The organism is Mesorhizobium sp. B2-4-1 (assembly GCF_006442185.1).
Taxonomy (GTDB): domain Bacteria; phylum Pseudomonadota; class Alphaproteobacteria; order Rhizobiales; family Rhizobiaceae; genus Mesorhizobium.
Map to the genome: position 1 here is coordinate 436,419 of NZ_VFVN01000001.1, position 14,464 is coordinate 450,882.

The following is a 14,464-nucleotide window of genomic DNA, read 5'->3' on the forward strand; positions in this document are numbered from 1 at the left end:
CGGGACGGCGGAAAGCACCCCCCTCTGTCCTGCCGGACATCTCCCGCTCAAGGGGGGAGATGGCAGCTTAGGCGCCCCGCACATCCCGCCTACGATGCGCAATTCGGAGTTAATTCGGCGCGCTCATCGCCTTGTCGAGCGCTGCCTTCACGTCGGCCGGCCAGGTCTTCACCGGGGGCTTGGCGTCCGGCTGGCCGTTGTCGCCGCGGCGGGCGAAATAGAGCTTGTGCTGGCCCGGGTCGACCGCCATGAAGCCGTCATTGCCGCCGCAATCATGCGGCACGCAGCCGCTGGCGTAGAAGGCGCCGGACGCGGTCTTCTCGGTGCCGCCGCCGACCAGCAGGCTGGTCGCCATGTCGGGCATGTCCTTGCCGAGCAGCGCCTCGGCCGCCTTGTAGACGGCCTCATTGTGGAAGGCGTCGATGATGTTGTCGTATTTCGACGGATCGATGTCCTTCCAGTCGGTGCCGGGTTCGGGCATGTAGGTCAGATTGCCCGCGATCGTCAGCCCCGATGTCGGCGACCATTGCAATGCCGGCTTCGAATCGCCGGGCAGGAGATAAGGCACGAAATAGATGGCGCTGTCGGAGACGGCCGTGGGCGGGGCGCCGCACTCGTCCTGCTCGACGGTGGTGCTCTGGATCTCCGCGCCTTCCGGTTTCCAGACGATCACCGTCGCCGGCCCGCACTGATTGCCTCCGTCGCCGACGTCGAACAGCGCCACCTTGACGCCGCCGACCTCGACGATCTTGTCGAAGAAGACGTCGTAATTGCTGGCCAGATGCTTGCCGTCATAGGCAAGCACCTTCTCGCCATACTGTTCCTGCTGGGTGATGGTGAACTGGCCGCCCTCGAACGGCACCGGCGCCTGTTTGTCGTCGTCGGAAACGTCGGCGGCTCCCTGATCCGTGGCCGGCGTCTCGCTTGCTGCCGGTGGCTGCTGCCCCGTCTCGGCCTGCGCATGCGCGCCGGCCAGCGTCGCCACGGTCATGGCCAGGGCGCAGGCGCTGGCAAGAAGCGGGCGTATCATGACAGTTCCTCCTTCAGCCGCCGCAAGCCCGGCCAGCGACGGCCGGGCCGATATCGTCAGCCGCGCCGTTCAGGCCCAGGGGCGCAGCTCGGCGTTCTTCTTCTCGAACGAAGCGATGGCGCCGGCCTTCTCCATCGTCAGGCCGATATCGTCGAGGCCGTTCAGCAGGCAATGACGCTTGAAGTCATCGAGGTCGAACTTGACCACGCCGCCGTCGGGCCCGCGGATCTCCTTGGCCTCGAGGTCGATCGACAAAGTGGCGTTGGAGCCGCGCGAAGCGTCGTCCATCAGCTTGTCGAGATCCTCGGGGCTGACGGTGATGGGCAGCACGCCGTTCTTGAAGCAGTTGTTATAGAAGATGTCGGCGAAGGAGGTCGAGATGACGCAGCGTATGCCGAAATCGAGCAGCGCCCACGGCGCGTGCTCGCGCGAGGAGCCGCAGCCGAAATTGTCGCCGGCGACGAGGATCTGCGCCTTGCGGTAGGCCGGCTTGTTGAGCACGAAATCCGGATTCTCCGAACCGTCGTCCTTGTAGCGCATCTCAGCGAACAGGCCGCTGCCGAGCCCGGTGCGCTTGATCGTCTTGAGATAGTCCTTGGGGATGATCATGTCGGTGTCGACGTTGACGATCGGCATGGGCGCGGCGACGCCGGTGAGCTTGGTGAATTTTTCCATGGTCTTTGCCCGTCTTCCTGGCATTGCGGGGGATTGCTGGCGCCCGGTTTACACAAAGCCGGCGACAAATAAAAGGCAGGTGTTCGCGCGCGTCGGCACGGGGTGCCGCACAAACGGCTTCGAATTCGCGGCCCGATGGTGCAGTCTGGCTGTGATGGCTGAAAAAATTCTCTATGCACGCGAACCCGCGCTCGACGTCGCCGAATTCCGCCGCGTGCTGGTGGACTCCGGCCTTGGCGAGATCCGTCCCGTCGATGATGCCGACAGGCTGCGGGCGATGCTGTCGGGCGCCAATCTGGTGCTGACCGCGCGGCTGGATACCGAAGGCAAGCCGCTGGTCGGCGTCATCAGGGCCGTGACGGACTTCTCCTGGGTCTGCTACATCTCCGATCTCGCCGTTTCCGGATCGGCGCAGGGGCTCGGCATCGGCAAGGGACTGATGGACGAGGCGCGGCGGCAGCTCGGCCCGTCCGTCGCCATCAGCCTGGTTTCCGTGCCCGACGCCGCCGGCTTCTACGAACGCATCGGCATGATGCGCATGGCCGACGCCTTCTGGTTCTCCCGCACGCGCTGACATTTTTCTCCTGTGGCCGGATCCAGCAGCCGTTGGCATGACATGTCGCCTTGACATGCAACCAAATGGTTGCATATTAGAGCCATGAGCATGGACGCCGTCTTTCGCGCTTTGGCCGACCCGACCCGCCGGCAATTGCTGGACAGCCTTCATGACAGGAACGGGCAGACGCTGAACGGGCTGTGCGCTGAGATGGATATGACCCGCCAGGCGGTGACCAAGCACCTGGCGATCCTCGAGGAGGCGAACCTTGTCACCACAATCCGCAAGGGGCGCGAGAAGGAGCACTATCTCAATCCGGTTCCGATCAACGAGATCGCCGAGCGCTGGATCGGCAAATTCGAGCGGGGGCGGCTCTCCGCCCTCGGCGATCTGAAGAGACGCCTCGAAAGGGAAGATCGATGAGCAACGCCTTCGTTTATGTGACCTACATCCGAACCACGCCCGACAAGCTTTGGCAGGCGCTGACCGAACCGGAATTCCACCAGCAATATTTTCTCGGCGCCCGCATGCAGAGCGACTGGAGAAAGGGCTCCGCGTGGAAGATGGTCTATGCCGACGGCCGGGTGACCGACAGCGGCGAGATCCTCGAGATCGATCCGCCAAGGCGCCTGGTGATCAAATGGCGCAATGAGTTCATGCCGGACGTCAAGGCCGACGGCTACACCACCTGCACCTTCGTCATCGAGCAGGAGGGCGACATGATGAAGCTTGCCGTCACCCATGCGGCCGACGGCCCGCACAAGCTGCTGGAGCATGTCGGCAAGGGCTGGCCGCTCGTCCTGTCGAGCCTGAAAAGCCTGCTCGAAACCGGGCAGGGCCTGTCTCGGCCGGCGTCAAAAGGCTGAAAATCATTGCTTCTCAGCCGAAACAATCATTCGGAGGCATCGATGTTGCATATGCCAGTGCCAACTTCAGCCGTGCAGAGCATGACCAATGGCGAGACCGTTATGGCCCAGGCCGAAATCGGCGCGCCGGCCGAGCGCGTCTTCCGCGCGCTGATCACGGACGAGGTCGAACAATGGTGGGGGTCCGCCGACACCTACCGGATGGTGAAATGGTCGGCAGACCCTCGCGCCGGCGGCCGATGGGCCGTCACGGTCCGTGGAGCCGACGGCAGGGACCTACCGGCCAACGGGGAATTCCTCGATATCGAGGTGCCGCGCCGGATCGTGCAGACAAGGGCCTATGCCTGGGACCATCCGACGCTTGGCCGCCGGCAAACGACGGTCGCCTGGCTGCTGGAACCAACCGCTGCGGGCACGCGCCTCGCCATTTGCCATGGCGGCTTTGCCGGGCTGGCCGAAGCGGCGGCCGAACATGCCGAGGGCTGGGGACGCGTGCTGGGCTGGCTACAGGCGTATTTGGGTGCGGGAAGCCGAGTGGCGGCTTAGCCGACTGGTGGCGGTGCAGACCCTTTTGATGTCAGCGTCAAAGAGGGACCTTGACTCGGCTCAAATCACATTCAACTCGCGGAACGCCCGCCCTTCGGCAACGCGTTCGTAGCCAAAGGGGGAGCAATCGATCGTGCGGTAGCCACCATGGACGATCAACTCGGCCAGCGCCTTGCCCACGGCGGGCGCCTGCTGCAGGCCGTGGCCGGAAAAGCCGTTGGCGAAGAGGAAATTGCCGACTTCGGGATGCGGGCCGATCACCGCGTTCTGGTCGAGCGTGTTGTAGTCGTAATGGCCGGCCCAGGCGCGCGTCGGCTTGATTGCCTCGAAGGCCGGGATGCGGGTCGCCAGCACCGGCCAGATCACCTCTTCGAACAGCGGCCAGTCGACGTCGAAGTCGGCGGGATCGGCCGGACCGTCGCCGTCTTCCGGCTCGGCGCCGCCGGTGAGATAGACCGAGCCTTCCGGCCTGACATAGATGCCGGACGGGTCGACCAGCAGCGGCATGTCGGCATATTTCTCGCGCGCCTCGAAGACGAAGACGTTGCGCTTGCGCGGCTCGACCGGCAGCGCCAGCCCGGCGAGTGCGGAGACCTTGCCCGCATTCGGCCCTGCGGCATTGACGAGGATGCCGGTCTCGAGCCGTTCGCCATTGTCGAGGCTGACGCCGGTAACGCGGTCACCCTGCCGCTCGATGCCGGTGACCGAAGCATTGATGAAGTCGATCTTCTTCTCACGCAACGCCTTGCGGAACAGCATCAGCATCGCATGCGCGTCGAACCAGCCCTCGCCGCTGCGGCCATAGGCGCCGGCGGTGATGCCCTCGGCCGACAGCCAAGGGAAACGGCGCACGAGTTGTTCGGCGTCCTCCAGCAAAATGTCGGCGCCTTCGGCAAGCTGTGCCTCGTGGTTGGCCCTGAGGATCGGCAGCCCGGCCTCGCCGGCGAGAATGAGATAGCCGCCCTCGCGAAAACCGATGTCGGCGTCGGCGCCGAATTCTTCCTTCAGCCGGCGGAACAGTTTCAGCGTGAATTGCGACAGGCGGATATTTTCCGGAATGGAGAATTGCTGACGGATCGAGGCCATGGATAGCGTTGTCGCCGCGTGGGAAAATTGCGGGTCGCGCTCGACCAGCGCGATCCTGCCGGAAAAGCCCTCCTCGCGCAGATAATAGGCAATCGAGGAGCCGACGATGGCTCCGCCGATGATGACGATGTCGTAGCGCACTTTTTTCTCCGATCCGCTGCCGGCGTCCTTACGCGACCGGCAAAACAATCTCGAAGCGCGTGCCGCGCTCGGAGTCAACCAGCCTGATCGTGCCATCCTGCGCTTTCAGGAGGGCCAGCACGATGCCGAGCCCCATGCCGGTGCCCCCGGTAGAGCACCGCGCGAGGCCGCCTGCTCCCTTGCCTCAACCCGCGGCAGGCGGCATAGATTTGGCATGACGACCGATCCCTACCGCCCGCGCCGCTCGGTGCTCTATGTCCCGGCCTCGAACGACAAGGCGCTGGCCAAGATGGCGCAGCTTGCCTGCGACACCGTCATCATCGATCTGGAGGATGCCGTCGCCCCGGCCGACAAGGCCGCGGCGCGCGAAAGGCTGGCCGGCATCTTCAGCAATCGTCCTGATACCAACCATAGTGGCCGGCGCTGCGAGATGGTGGTGCGCATCAATGCGCTCTCGAGCGAATGGGGCGGCGCCGACCTGCTGGCGGCGGCCAAGGCGGAGCCGGACGGCATCCTGCTGGCCAAGGTCGACACGCCCCGCGACGTGCTCGAGGCGGGTGACGTGCTCGACGACAATTCCGCCCCCGACAGCGTGAAACTATGGGCGATGATCGAAACGCCGAAGGCCGTGCTCAATGTCGGCGCCATCGCCGAACTTGGCCGCGATCCTGCCTCGCGGCTTGATTGTTTCGTTGCCGGAACGAATGACCTGATCAAGGACACCGGCATTATGGCGACGTCGGACCGGCGTTATCTCCTGCCGTGGCTGATGCAGATGGTGCTGGCGGCGCGTGCCGGCGACCTCGATATCGTCGACGGCGTCTTCAACGATTTTCGCGCGCTCGATGCTTTCAGCCGCGAATGCACGGAAGCGGCCGCCATGGGCTTCGACGGCAAGACGCTCATCCATCCCGCCCAGATCGAGGCGGCGAACCGTGCCTTTGCGCCATCGGCGGAGGCGGTGGCCAAGGCCCGCGCGGTGAAGCAGGCCTTTGCGCTTCCGGAAAATGCCGGCAAGAACGTGATTGCGCTGGAGGGAAGGATGGTCGAACGGCTGCACCTTGCGCAGGCCGAAAAACTGCTGGCGAAGGCGGCGGCCGTCGGCGCATGATGTGCCGTGTTGGATTGCCGATCGCGGGCGATGGACTGACGACAGGAATTGAATGATGAAACTCTACCGCTTTCTCACCGCTCCGGACGACGCCAGCTTCTGTCACAAGGTGACGGCGGCGCTGAACAAGGGCTGGCACCTGTTCGGCTCCCCCACCTACGCCTACGACAAGAAGACCAAGACCATGCGCTGCGGCCAGGCCGTGGTGAAGGATGTCGAGGGCCAGGAATACGGGCCGGACACCAAGCTCAGCGACTGGTAGCCCCTCGCATCCACAGCCACGCCGCCAGCCAGGCGATCGATGCCGCAAGCATCGCCAAGCCCAGGTCAAGAGCCAGCTCCGGAACGAACGCACGAAGCGCGATCGGCACCGCGCCAATGAGATAAAGAGCGAGAGGAATGCGCGGCACGCCTCTTGCAACGGCGAGAGAGATTACAAACGCGAGCGTTCCAACCAGAAAAAGAACCGAACTGGCGACCAGAGCCAGACCGAGCGGTCCGGCTCGCAGCTCGACGATGGTTGTGAGCGGAAGCTTCGAAAATACCAGATTGATCACTGCTTCCACGCCTACCAAACTTGCCAACGCAACGAAGTTGATGACAAACGCGATAGTGCCGAACAGCCCCGCGCGCCGGCCAAACGCAAGAAACAGGCCCACGACGAGGCCAAGTGCCAATATCTCGGCGACTGGTGCGAGAAGTTGCGTCAGATCGGTGGTCGCGATGAGCGAGCTGCGTTTAGCCGCGTTGACCAGAAGAATAAGCGCGCTTCCCATCCCGGCGACGGCGGCAAGCCGATAAAGCGTGAGGCTGGGCACGGTCGCGCTCGACCGAACAATCGCGAAATTCTCCTGCTGAAGTTCTTCGGCTGGACTCTGATGCGAAATGACCGATTGCGGGCGGGGTGGGGCTGTTCTGGCGAGCATGTTCGTCTCCTCAGTTGGGAATTCGGGAGCCGCGAAGACCGCAGGCCTGTTCCGATCCCATCTGTAATCACTGCTTACATCCTCTGGCCGGAATTGTAAACGGCGATTACATAAATCGCGGAATCATGCTACAGAGGCGGGGAGCTGCTCCACGGAACGAAGGGAAAGAGATGGCAAAAGCCAAGGCGTCTCATCGCACTGGTTACCACCATGGCAATTTGCGGGAGGTCCTGATCGATGCCGCGGTTCAACTGGTCGAGGAAGGCGGCCCCGACAATGTGAGCGTGCGCGAAGCCGCAAAACGTGCCGGGGTTTCCCCCGGCGCGCCATTCCGTCACTTCAGCAACAAGACCGCGTTGATGACGGCTGTCGCGGAGCAGGCAATGAGCCGATTCCGCTCGGAGATCACGAATGCGGTCGAGAAGGTTGCGACGGACGATCCGATCGAACGCTTTGCCGCTGTTGGAATCGCCTATTTGCGCTGGGCAATTCGAAACCCCACCCACTTCCAGATCATCTCGACACGCAATCTTATTGATTGGGATGCTTCGGAGTCGCTGCGTCACGATAATGAAGCGGTGCGTTCGCTGATGGAAGCGTCAATGGCAGAAGCACAGCGGCGAAACATGCTCCGGTCGGACGACATGGCAGAGACCCAGATAGCCGCGAGGGCGCTCGTCTACGGGCTCGCACGCATGTACATTGATGGACATTTTGCGCAATGGGCAGTGGCAGGACATACCGGGGAGCAGACTGTGCAGAACGTATTAAAACATTTCGTCACACTCATTGTGAAATGACGGCCTGACGTAGAACCGGTCACTCGGCTGCCTCTTCGATCTTCTCCATATCGTCGTCCGAGAGGCCGAAATGGTGGCCGATCTCGTGGATCAGCACATGGGTGACGATGTCGCCCAAAGTCTCCTCGTTCTCGGCCCAGTAGTCGAGGATGGCGCGGCGATAGAGCGTGATGCGGTTCGGGCCTTCGCCGGTCTGCGGGTTCCAGCGCTCGGCAATGCCGCGTCCCTCGAATAGGCCGAGCAGGTCGAAGGGCGTTTCCAGCGACAGGTCGTCCATGATCTCGTCGGTCGGGAATTCGGCGATCTGGATGACGATCTCGCCGGTCAGCTTGCGAAAATCCTCGGGTAGATGGGCGTAGGCCTCCAGCGCCAGGAACTCGATCTCGTCCATCGACGGCGAAAGCTGGTCGTGCCAAATGCGGGTCTTGTAGATGCGGGCCATGCTTTGTCCTTTGATCCCGGCATATAGGCTTTTGGGCCACAATCGGCAAATGACGCGGCGGCCAACCCCAGGATTGCTTACGGCACCGGGAGCCGTTTCGCATGACTTGAGGGGCGGTCGGCTGTCCGACCCATGTTGGCCCTCTTATCGGAGAGGAATAAATTCCCCCATGAGTCTGCTTGACTCTTCGGGTCGCCTCTGGAATCTATAAGAACATAACAGGAACAATTGTGAGTGGACACTGACCGTCATGGCGATGAGCGCCGTGGCGCGGGAGACTGTTTTTGCCCTGCGCCGCCAGATCGCGAAGATCGAGGGAACGCTGCCCGAGCGCCTGCAGGCGCCGGCCGGCGCGGTTTCCGACGCCGGCATGGCCGCCGCGGACCGCACCGTGGTCCGGCGCGGCATCGCCGTAGCCAGGCCGGATGCTTTCCTGCGCACCGGCATCGGCCGGCTCGATGCCGCCCTCGGTGGCGATTGGGGCGGCGATTTGGGCGGCGGCCTGCCGAAAGCGGCCTTGAGCGAAATCCATGGCGTCGAGACCCGCGATGCCGGAGCGGTCGCCGGCTTCGCCCTGTCGCTCGCCAGCCTGATCCTCAAGCCCAGCCTGATCCTCAAGCAAGGGCCGCGATTGCCGGTGCTGTGGATCGGCACCCAGGAGGTTTTTCGCGAGGCGGGCTTTCCCTATGCCCGGGGCCTTCACGCCGCCTTCGGCATCGAGCCGGAGCAATTGCTGTTTTCCGAGGCGCCAAGGCTCGCCGATGCGCTGTGGGTCGCCGAGGAGGCGGCCCGCATGACGGCGCTCGCCGCCGTCATCCTTGAAGTCCGCGGCAATCCGCAGCGGCTGGACCTGACCGCGACGCGCCGGCTGCACGCCCGCGCGCAGAGCGCCGGCCGGCCGGTCTTCCTGCTGCGGCAGGCGGCCGAACCCGAACCGACGGCGGCGCCCGTCCGCCTCATCGTCTCGCCGGCGCCGGCAGGGCCGCGCGACACGGTCGCCGGGCCGCTTGCCGGCTCGATCGGCCGCCCCGCCTTCACCATCAGCATCGGCAAGAGCCGCACGGCCCTGCCAGGACAATTCATATTGGAGTGGAACCCCGATGAACGCATATTCGATGAAAGACGGATTGGGGAAGAACGAGCAAAGAATCCTGTCCCTGTGGTTTCCCTATCTCGCGGCCGAACGGATCCTGCGGCAGCGCCTGGGGCGGTCCTGGCGTTCCCGGCCATCGGATCACCGGCCGCTGGTGATCAGCCATCGCGACAGCAACGCGCAACGCATCTTAGCCCTCGACGAGCGGGCTGAGGCGCTGCATCTGAAGCCCGGCATGGGCATCGCCGATGCGCGCGCCATGCATCCGTCGATCGACATAATGGAGGCCGATGCCGAAGCCGACCGGCGCCTGCTCGAAGGCCTTGCGGACTGGTGCGACCGCTATACCCCGCTGGTGGCGCTCGACGGGACCGACGGCCTGTTCCTCGACGTCACCGGCTGCACCCATCTTTTCGGCGGCGAACGCGCCATGCTGGACGAGATCCTGTCGCGCTTCTTCCATCAGGGCTTCGACGTCCGTGCCGGCCTTGCCGCGACACCCGGCGCCGCCTGGGCGGCGGCGCGGTTCTGCGGCGACCGCATCGTTGCCGGCGGCGAGGAGGAAGCGCTCCTGGCGCCCTTGCCGCTGGCGGCGCTACGCATCGCGCCGGAAACCCGCGCCAGCCTGGAAAGTGTTGGCCTGCGCACGGCGGGCGCGGTGATGGCCGCGCCGCGCGCGCCGCTCGCCCGCCGCTTCGGTGCCTCCCTGCTCTTGCGCCTCGACCAGGCGCTCGGCCGTCTCGACGAGGCGGTGTCGCCGCGCCTGCCCGTCGCGCCGCTTTCGGTCGAACGCCATTTGGCCGAGCCCGTCACGCTGACAGAGGACATAGAACGGCTGGTGGGCATGCTGGCGACGACCCTGAAGATCGACCTCGAGCGGCGCGGCGAAGGCGCGAGAAGCCTGGCGCTGCTCTTGTTCCGCGTCGACGGCGCCGTCAGCCGCATCGCGCTCGGCACGTCGCGACCGATGCGCGAACCCCGGCTGATCCAGAAATTGTTCCATGAGCGGCTGGCCGCCCTCGAGCAGCATATCGATGCCGGCTATGGCTTCGACCTGGTGCGGCTTTCGGTGCTGGCGGCGGCGGCCTTCGACATGCCGCAGGCCGACCTGACAGGCAAAACGACCGACGACGGCGCCGATATCGCGCTGTTCGCCGACCGCATCCGCGCCCGGCTCGGCGAGGGCGCGGTTCTCAAGCCGGTCGTCGTGGAAAGCCATCTGCCCGAGCGTGCCGTCGCCACCATCCCCTTCACGGAAACCCCGCGCCGCATCACGCCGCCGAAGAAACCGGACAGGATGCAGGCGCCGATGACCATCTTCCCGCCGGAGCGGCCGATCCGGCTTTTCCGCTCGCCCGAGCCGATTGAGGTGCCGGCCACCGAAATGCCCGAGGGACCGCCGCTGAATTTCCGCTGGCGGCGTGCGCTCTACAGGGTCGCCCGCGCCGAAGGCCCTGAACGCATCGCGCCGGAATGGTGGCGTGAATTTTCGAGCGACGAAGCGGCGTCGACACGCGACTATTTCCGCATCGAGGATGCCGACGGCCGCCGCTACTGGCTCTACCGGCAAGGTCTCTATGGCGGCTCTGAAATCCCGCCGCGCTGGTTCCTGCACGGGGTCTTCGCATGAACGCGCTGACCGCCATTCCCTATGCGGAATTCGGCATCCAGTCGAATTTCTCGTTCCTGCGCGGCGCCTCCAAGCCGGAGGAGCTGGTGGTCGCGGCCAAGCTCATGGGGTTCTCCGCGATCGGGCTCGCCGACCGCAACACGGTGGCGGGCGTGGTGCGCGCCTGGCAGCAGGCCAAGGTCGAGACGCTTGCCTACCACCCCGGCAGCCGGCTGGTTTTTTGCGACGGCACGCCTGATATTCTCGCCTATCCGCGGAACCGCAAGGGCTGGGGACATCTGTGCCGCATGCTCACGCAAGCCAATCTGCGCGAGGAGAACGAAAAGGGCGCGACCCTTCTGCGGCGCGACGACCTTCTCGAATGGGGCGAACTGATGTCGCTGGCGGTCCTGCCCGCTCTGGCGACAGGCGCGCAAGACAGCCTTGCCCTGCTTCGCCAGCTCAAGGACCGTTTCGGCGGGGCCCTGCGGCTCGGTGTCTCGCCCGACTACGCGGGAAACGACCGCTTCAGGATCGAGCAGGCGGCGGCGATGGCGGAGCTGGCCGGCCTGCCCTTGATGGCGACCAACGACGTCCTCTACCACACGGCCGAACGCCGCCCGCTGCAGGACGTGCTGACCGCGATCCGTCTCAACATTCCCGTTTCGGAGGTCGGGCTGGAACTCACGGCGAATGCCGAGCGCCATCTGAAACCGCCGCTGGAGATGGCGCGCCTGTTCCGCAGGCACCCGGAGGCACTGGCCGAAACGCTGCGCTTCGCGCAGGAGCTGACCTTCTCGCTCAGCGACCTTCAGTACAATTACCCCGACGAGCCGACGCAATCAGGGCTCGGCCCGCAGGCGGAGCTGGAAAGGTTGGCGCGGGAGGGGGCGGCCAGGCGCTATCCCTCGGGCGTGCCGCAATCGGTGACGAGGCGCATCGAGGAAGAGCTCGCCCTTATTGAGCGCCTGAACTATGCCCGTTATTTCCTGACCGTCCACGACATCGTCAAATTCGCCCGCAGCCAGGATATTCTCTGCCAGGGGCGCGGTTCGGCCGCCAATTCGGTCGTCTGCTTCTGCCTCGGCATCACCGAGGTCGGGCCGGAGCGAATCGACACGCTGTTCGAACGCTTCATTTCCGAGGAGAGGAACGAACCGCCCGACATCGACGTCGATTTCGAGCATGAAAAGCGCGAGACGGTCATCCAATATATCTACGAGAAATACAGCTCCAAGCGCACCGCGCTGGCCGCCGCCGTCATCAGCTATCGCGGCCGCTCGGCGCTGCGCGAAGTGTCGAAGGCGATGGGCCTGTCCGAGGATGTCAGGGCATCGCTCTCCGGCTCGATCTGGGGCTGGTCGACCTCGGAGCTCGGCGAGAAGGAAGCCCGGGCCGGCGGCCTCGATCGCGCCGACCCCATATCGCGGCACGTGATGGAGCGTGCCAACGAGATCATGGGCTTTCCCCGTCACCTCTCCCAGCATGTCGGCGGCTTCGTCATCACCAGGGACCGGCTCGACGAGATCGTGCCCATCGTCAAGACGGCGATGGAGGAACGCAAGATGGTCGAATGGGACAAGGACGATCTCGACGCGGTCAAGATCCTCAAGGTCGACGTGCTGGCGCTCGGCATGCTGACTTGTCTCAAACGCGCCTTCACTCTGCTGACGGACCATTATCCGCAGGCGCGAGACCCTTACGGGCAGCCCTATGTCCTTGCCACCCTGCCGGAAGAGGCGAAGCCGGTCTATAAGATGATCGGTCGCGCCGACACGATCGGCGTCTTCCAGATCGAATCGCGCGCGCAGATGTCGATGCTGCCGCGTCTCAAGCCAAAAGAATTCTATGACCTTGTCATCGAGGTGGCGATCGTGCGGCCCGGCCCGATCCAGGGCGACATGGTCCACCCCTATCTGCGCCGCCGGCAAGGCAAGGAGCAGCCCGAGTATCAGAAACCGGAGCTGGAGGCGATCCTCCACAAGACGCTGGGCGTTCCTCTGTTCCAGGAACAGGCGATGAACATCGCCATCGTGGCCGGTGGCTTCAAGCCTGGCGAGGCCGACGAGTTGCGCCGCGCCATGGCCACCTTCAAGCGCACCGGCACGATCGGCAATTACCGCCGGCGCATGATCGACGGCATGGTCGGCAAGGGCTACACCCGGGATTTCGCCGAACGCTGTTTCAAGCAGATCGAGGGTTTTGGCGAATACGGCTTTCCCGAAAGCCATGCCGCCTCCTTCGCGCTGCTGGTCTATGCCTCCTGCTGGTTCAAGACCTTCTATCCCGACGTGTTCTGCGCCGCGATCCTGAATTCACAGCCCATGGGGTTTTACCAGCCGGCCCAGCTTGTTCGTGATGCACACGATCATGGCGTCGACATCCGCGAGGTCGACGTCAATTTCTCCGTCTGGGACTGCACGCTGGAACAGGCGACTTTCGACCCGGCCCACATCCTGCCGCGCCATGCCGACATGCGCGGCGTCATCGCGACGCAGCACGCAGTGCGGCTCGGCTTCAGGCAGATCAAGGGACTTTCCAAGGAGCGCATGGACGCCTTCGTCGAGCGGCGCGGTTCAGGCTACGCATCCGTGCGGGATGTCTGGCTGCGCTCCGGCCTCGATGTCGCCGAGATCGAAAGACTGGCGCAGGCCGATGCCTTCCGCTCGCTCGGCCTCGACCGCCGCGCCGCACTTTGGGCGGTGCGCGCCCTCGACGGCAAGAGTGCCGCCGAAAAGCTGCCGCTTTTCGATCAGCCGGCGCTGCGGCTACGCGAGCTGGAGCCGGAGACGAAGCTGCCGAAAATGCCGCTCGGCGAGCATGTCATCCACGATTACCGCTCGCTCGGCCTGTCCTTGAAGGCGCACCCGGTCGCCTTCCTGCGCGAGCGGCTCGACCGGGCCGGCGTCACGCCCAATGCCAGGCTGTGCTCGGTGCGGGACGGACGGCGCGTCTCGGTCGCCGGGCTCGTTCTGGTGCGGCAGCGCCCCGGCAAGGGCAATGCGGTCTTCCTGACGCTGGAGGATGACGAAGCCGTCGCCAACGTCATTTTCTGGCAGCGGACCTTCGACCGCTTCCGTCCCATCGTCATGGGCGCGCGCTTCGTCAAGGTCACCGGCAAATTGCAGTCGGAATCGGATGTCGTCCACATCGTCGCCGAGAAGATCGAGGATCTGACGCCCTGGCTCACGGTGTTGCTGGAGAAGGTCGACCAGGCCAGTTTGCCGGGCGCCGGTTCTCAGGGGCATGCCTCGAGGGAGGATCCGGATCGTCCCGGCCGGCCCGCGATGCGGAACCCACCGGCCGGGCAGGATTTGGCAACACTGTCGGAAGAAGCGGAAAGCGTCATGCCCAGGGGCCGCAATTTTCAGTAGACACATCAATGCCTTCGTCATCCACCGGCGGAGCAAGGAGCGAAGCGACGCGGCGCGAGGATTCATGCCGCGACGTCTCCGCACCGCAGCGGTGCGAAACTTGACGCTGGCGGGCGAGCCCCCCTCTCGCCTGCCGGACCCGGCCCTTCGCTGTCGCTTCGGGCGCTCTTCGTTCGCAAAGCCAAGCAATTGGCTTTGCGTCCACTTCA

Annotated in this window: 15 protein-coding genes and 1 pseudogene; 10 read left to right on the forward strand and 6 right to left on the reverse strand. The window is 64.7% G+C overall.

The features are described 5' to 3' along the window. Nucleotides 1-109 precede the first annotated feature (109 nt). Both FJ949_RS02220 and leuD read right to left on the reverse strand, forming a co-directional pair. Nucleotides 110-1,030 (reverse strand): hypothetical protein, encoded by a 921-nt coding sequence (locus FJ949_RS02220; RefSeq protein WP_140491956.1) that lies wholly within the window; start codon nucleotides 1,028-1,030, stop codon nucleotides 110-112. A 69-nt stretch (nucleotides 1,031-1,099) separates the two neighbouring features. Further along, nucleotides 1,100-1,705 (reverse strand): 3-isopropylmalate dehydratase small subunit, encoded by a 606-nt coding sequence (leuD, locus tag FJ949_RS02225; protein ID WP_140491959.1) that lies wholly within the window; start codon nucleotides 1,703-1,705, stop codon nucleotides 1,100-1,102. 154 nt (nucleotides 1,706-1,859) lie between these two features. Between leuD and FJ949_RS02230 the strand changes: the two genes are divergently transcribed. The 4 genes from FJ949_RS02230 to FJ949_RS02245 all read left to right on the forward strand — a co-directional run bounded on the left by FJ949_RS02230 (nucleotide 1,860) and on the right by FJ949_RS02245 (nucleotide 3,673). Then, nucleotides 1,860-2,279 (forward strand): GNAT family N-acetyltransferase, encoded by a 420-nt coding sequence (locus tag FJ949_RS02230; protein ID WP_140491962.1) that lies wholly within the window; start codon nucleotides 1,860-1,862, stop codon nucleotides 2,277-2,279. A 90-nt stretch (nucleotides 2,280-2,369) separates the two neighbouring features. Continuing rightward, a complete protein-coding gene (locus FJ949_RS02235; RefSeq protein ID WP_140493461.1) occupies nucleotides 2,370-2,684 on the forward strand; it encodes a metalloregulator ArsR/SmtB family transcription factor in 315 nt (104 codons plus the stop codon). Beyond that, nucleotides 2,681-3,127, forward strand: a complete 447-nt coding sequence (locus tag FJ949_RS02240; protein ID WP_140491965.1) for an SRPBCC family protein — start codon at nucleotides 2,681-2,683, stop codon at nucleotides 3,125-3,127. Before FJ949_RS02235 ends, FJ949_RS02240 begins: the two co-directional genes overlap by 4 nt. 42 nt (nucleotides 3,128-3,169) lie before the next feature. Continuing rightward, nucleotides 3,170-3,673 carry an SRPBCC domain-containing protein gene (locus FJ949_RS02245; RefSeq protein WP_140491968.1) on the forward strand — a complete coding sequence of 168 codons (504 nt, stop codon included), beginning with the start codon at nucleotides 3,170-3,172 and terminating at the stop codon, nucleotides 3,671-3,673. 60 nt (nucleotides 3,674-3,733) lie between these two features. Here FJ949_RS02245 and FJ949_RS02250 read toward each other — a convergent pair whose 3' ends face one another. After that, nucleotides 3,734-4,900 carry an FAD-binding oxidoreductase gene (locus tag FJ949_RS02250; RefSeq protein WP_140491971.1) on the reverse strand — a complete coding sequence of 389 codons (1,167 nt, stop codon included), beginning with the start codon at nucleotides 4,898-4,900 and terminating at the stop codon, nucleotides 3,734-3,736. A gap of 28 nt (nucleotides 4,901-4,928) precedes the next feature. After that, nucleotides 4,929-5,051, reverse strand: a pseudogene (locus FJ949_RS02255) (ATP-binding protein); the annotation flags it as partial. Nucleotides 5,052-5,114: 63 nt separating this feature from the next. On the opposite strand from FJ949_RS02255, the gene FJ949_RS02260 reads away from it, so the two are divergent. After that, the gene (locus tag FJ949_RS02260; RefSeq protein WP_140491974.1) at nucleotides 5,115-6,011 is read left to right on the forward strand and encodes a CoA ester lyase; all 897 of its coding nucleotides are present in this window, start codon (nucleotides 5,115-5,117) and stop codon (nucleotides 6,009-6,011) included. A gap of 55 nt (nucleotides 6,012-6,066) precedes the next feature. Beyond that, nucleotides 6,067-6,273, forward strand: a complete 207-nt coding sequence (locus FJ949_RS02265; RefSeq protein WP_140493464.1) for a DUF1737 domain-containing protein — start codon at nucleotides 6,067-6,069, stop codon at nucleotides 6,271-6,273. Here FJ949_RS02265 and FJ949_RS02270 read toward each other — a convergent pair. After that, a complete protein-coding gene (locus FJ949_RS02270) occupies nucleotides 6,260-6,937 on the reverse strand; it encodes a hypothetical protein (RefSeq protein WP_210239739.1) in 678 nt (225 codons plus the stop codon). The genes FJ949_RS02265 and FJ949_RS02270 overlap by 14 nt on opposite strands. 170 nt (nucleotides 6,938-7,107) lie before the next feature. Here FJ949_RS02270 and FJ949_RS02275 point away from each other — a divergent pair, with 170 nt between their 5' ends. Continuing rightward, nucleotides 7,108-7,737: a TetR/AcrR family transcriptional regulator gene (locus tag FJ949_RS02275; RefSeq protein WP_140491977.1), complete on the forward strand. Its 630-nt coding sequence runs from the start codon at nucleotides 7,108-7,110 to the stop codon at nucleotides 7,735-7,737. A gap of 19 nt (nucleotides 7,738-7,756) precedes the next feature. Here the strand turns inward: FJ949_RS02275 and FJ949_RS02280 are convergent, their stop codons facing one another. After that, entirely contained in the window at nucleotides 7,757-8,179 is a 423-nt protein-coding gene (locus tag FJ949_RS02280; RefSeq protein ID WP_140491980.1) for a metallopeptidase family protein, read from the reverse strand. A gap of 250 nt (nucleotides 8,180-8,429) precedes the next feature. On the opposite strand from FJ949_RS02280, the gene FJ949_RS30575 reads away from it, so the two are divergent. From FJ949_RS30575 to FJ949_RS02295, 3 genes are read left to right on the forward strand one after another with little or no spacing between them, the layout of a single operon-like run. Further along, complete coding sequence (locus FJ949_RS30575) at nucleotides 8,430-9,485, forward strand: hypothetical protein (protein ID WP_140491982.1); 1,056 nt, start codon at nucleotides 8,430-8,432, stop codon at nucleotides 9,483-9,485. Then, nucleotides 9,427-10,902, forward strand: a complete 1,476-nt coding sequence (locus FJ949_RS02290) for a DUF6504 family protein (protein ID WP_140491985.1) — start codon at nucleotides 9,427-9,429, stop codon at nucleotides 10,900-10,902. The genes FJ949_RS30575 and FJ949_RS02290 overlap by 59 nt, the downstream gene beginning before the upstream one ends. Continuing rightward, on the forward strand, nucleotides 10,899-14,255 hold the full coding sequence (locus tag FJ949_RS02295; RefSeq protein ID WP_140491987.1) for an error-prone DNA polymerase: 3,357 nt from the start codon (nucleotides 10,899-10,901) through the stop codon (nucleotides 14,253-14,255). Before FJ949_RS02290 ends, FJ949_RS02295 begins: the two co-directional genes overlap by 4 nt. Nucleotides 14,256-14,464: the final 209 nt, after the last annotated feature.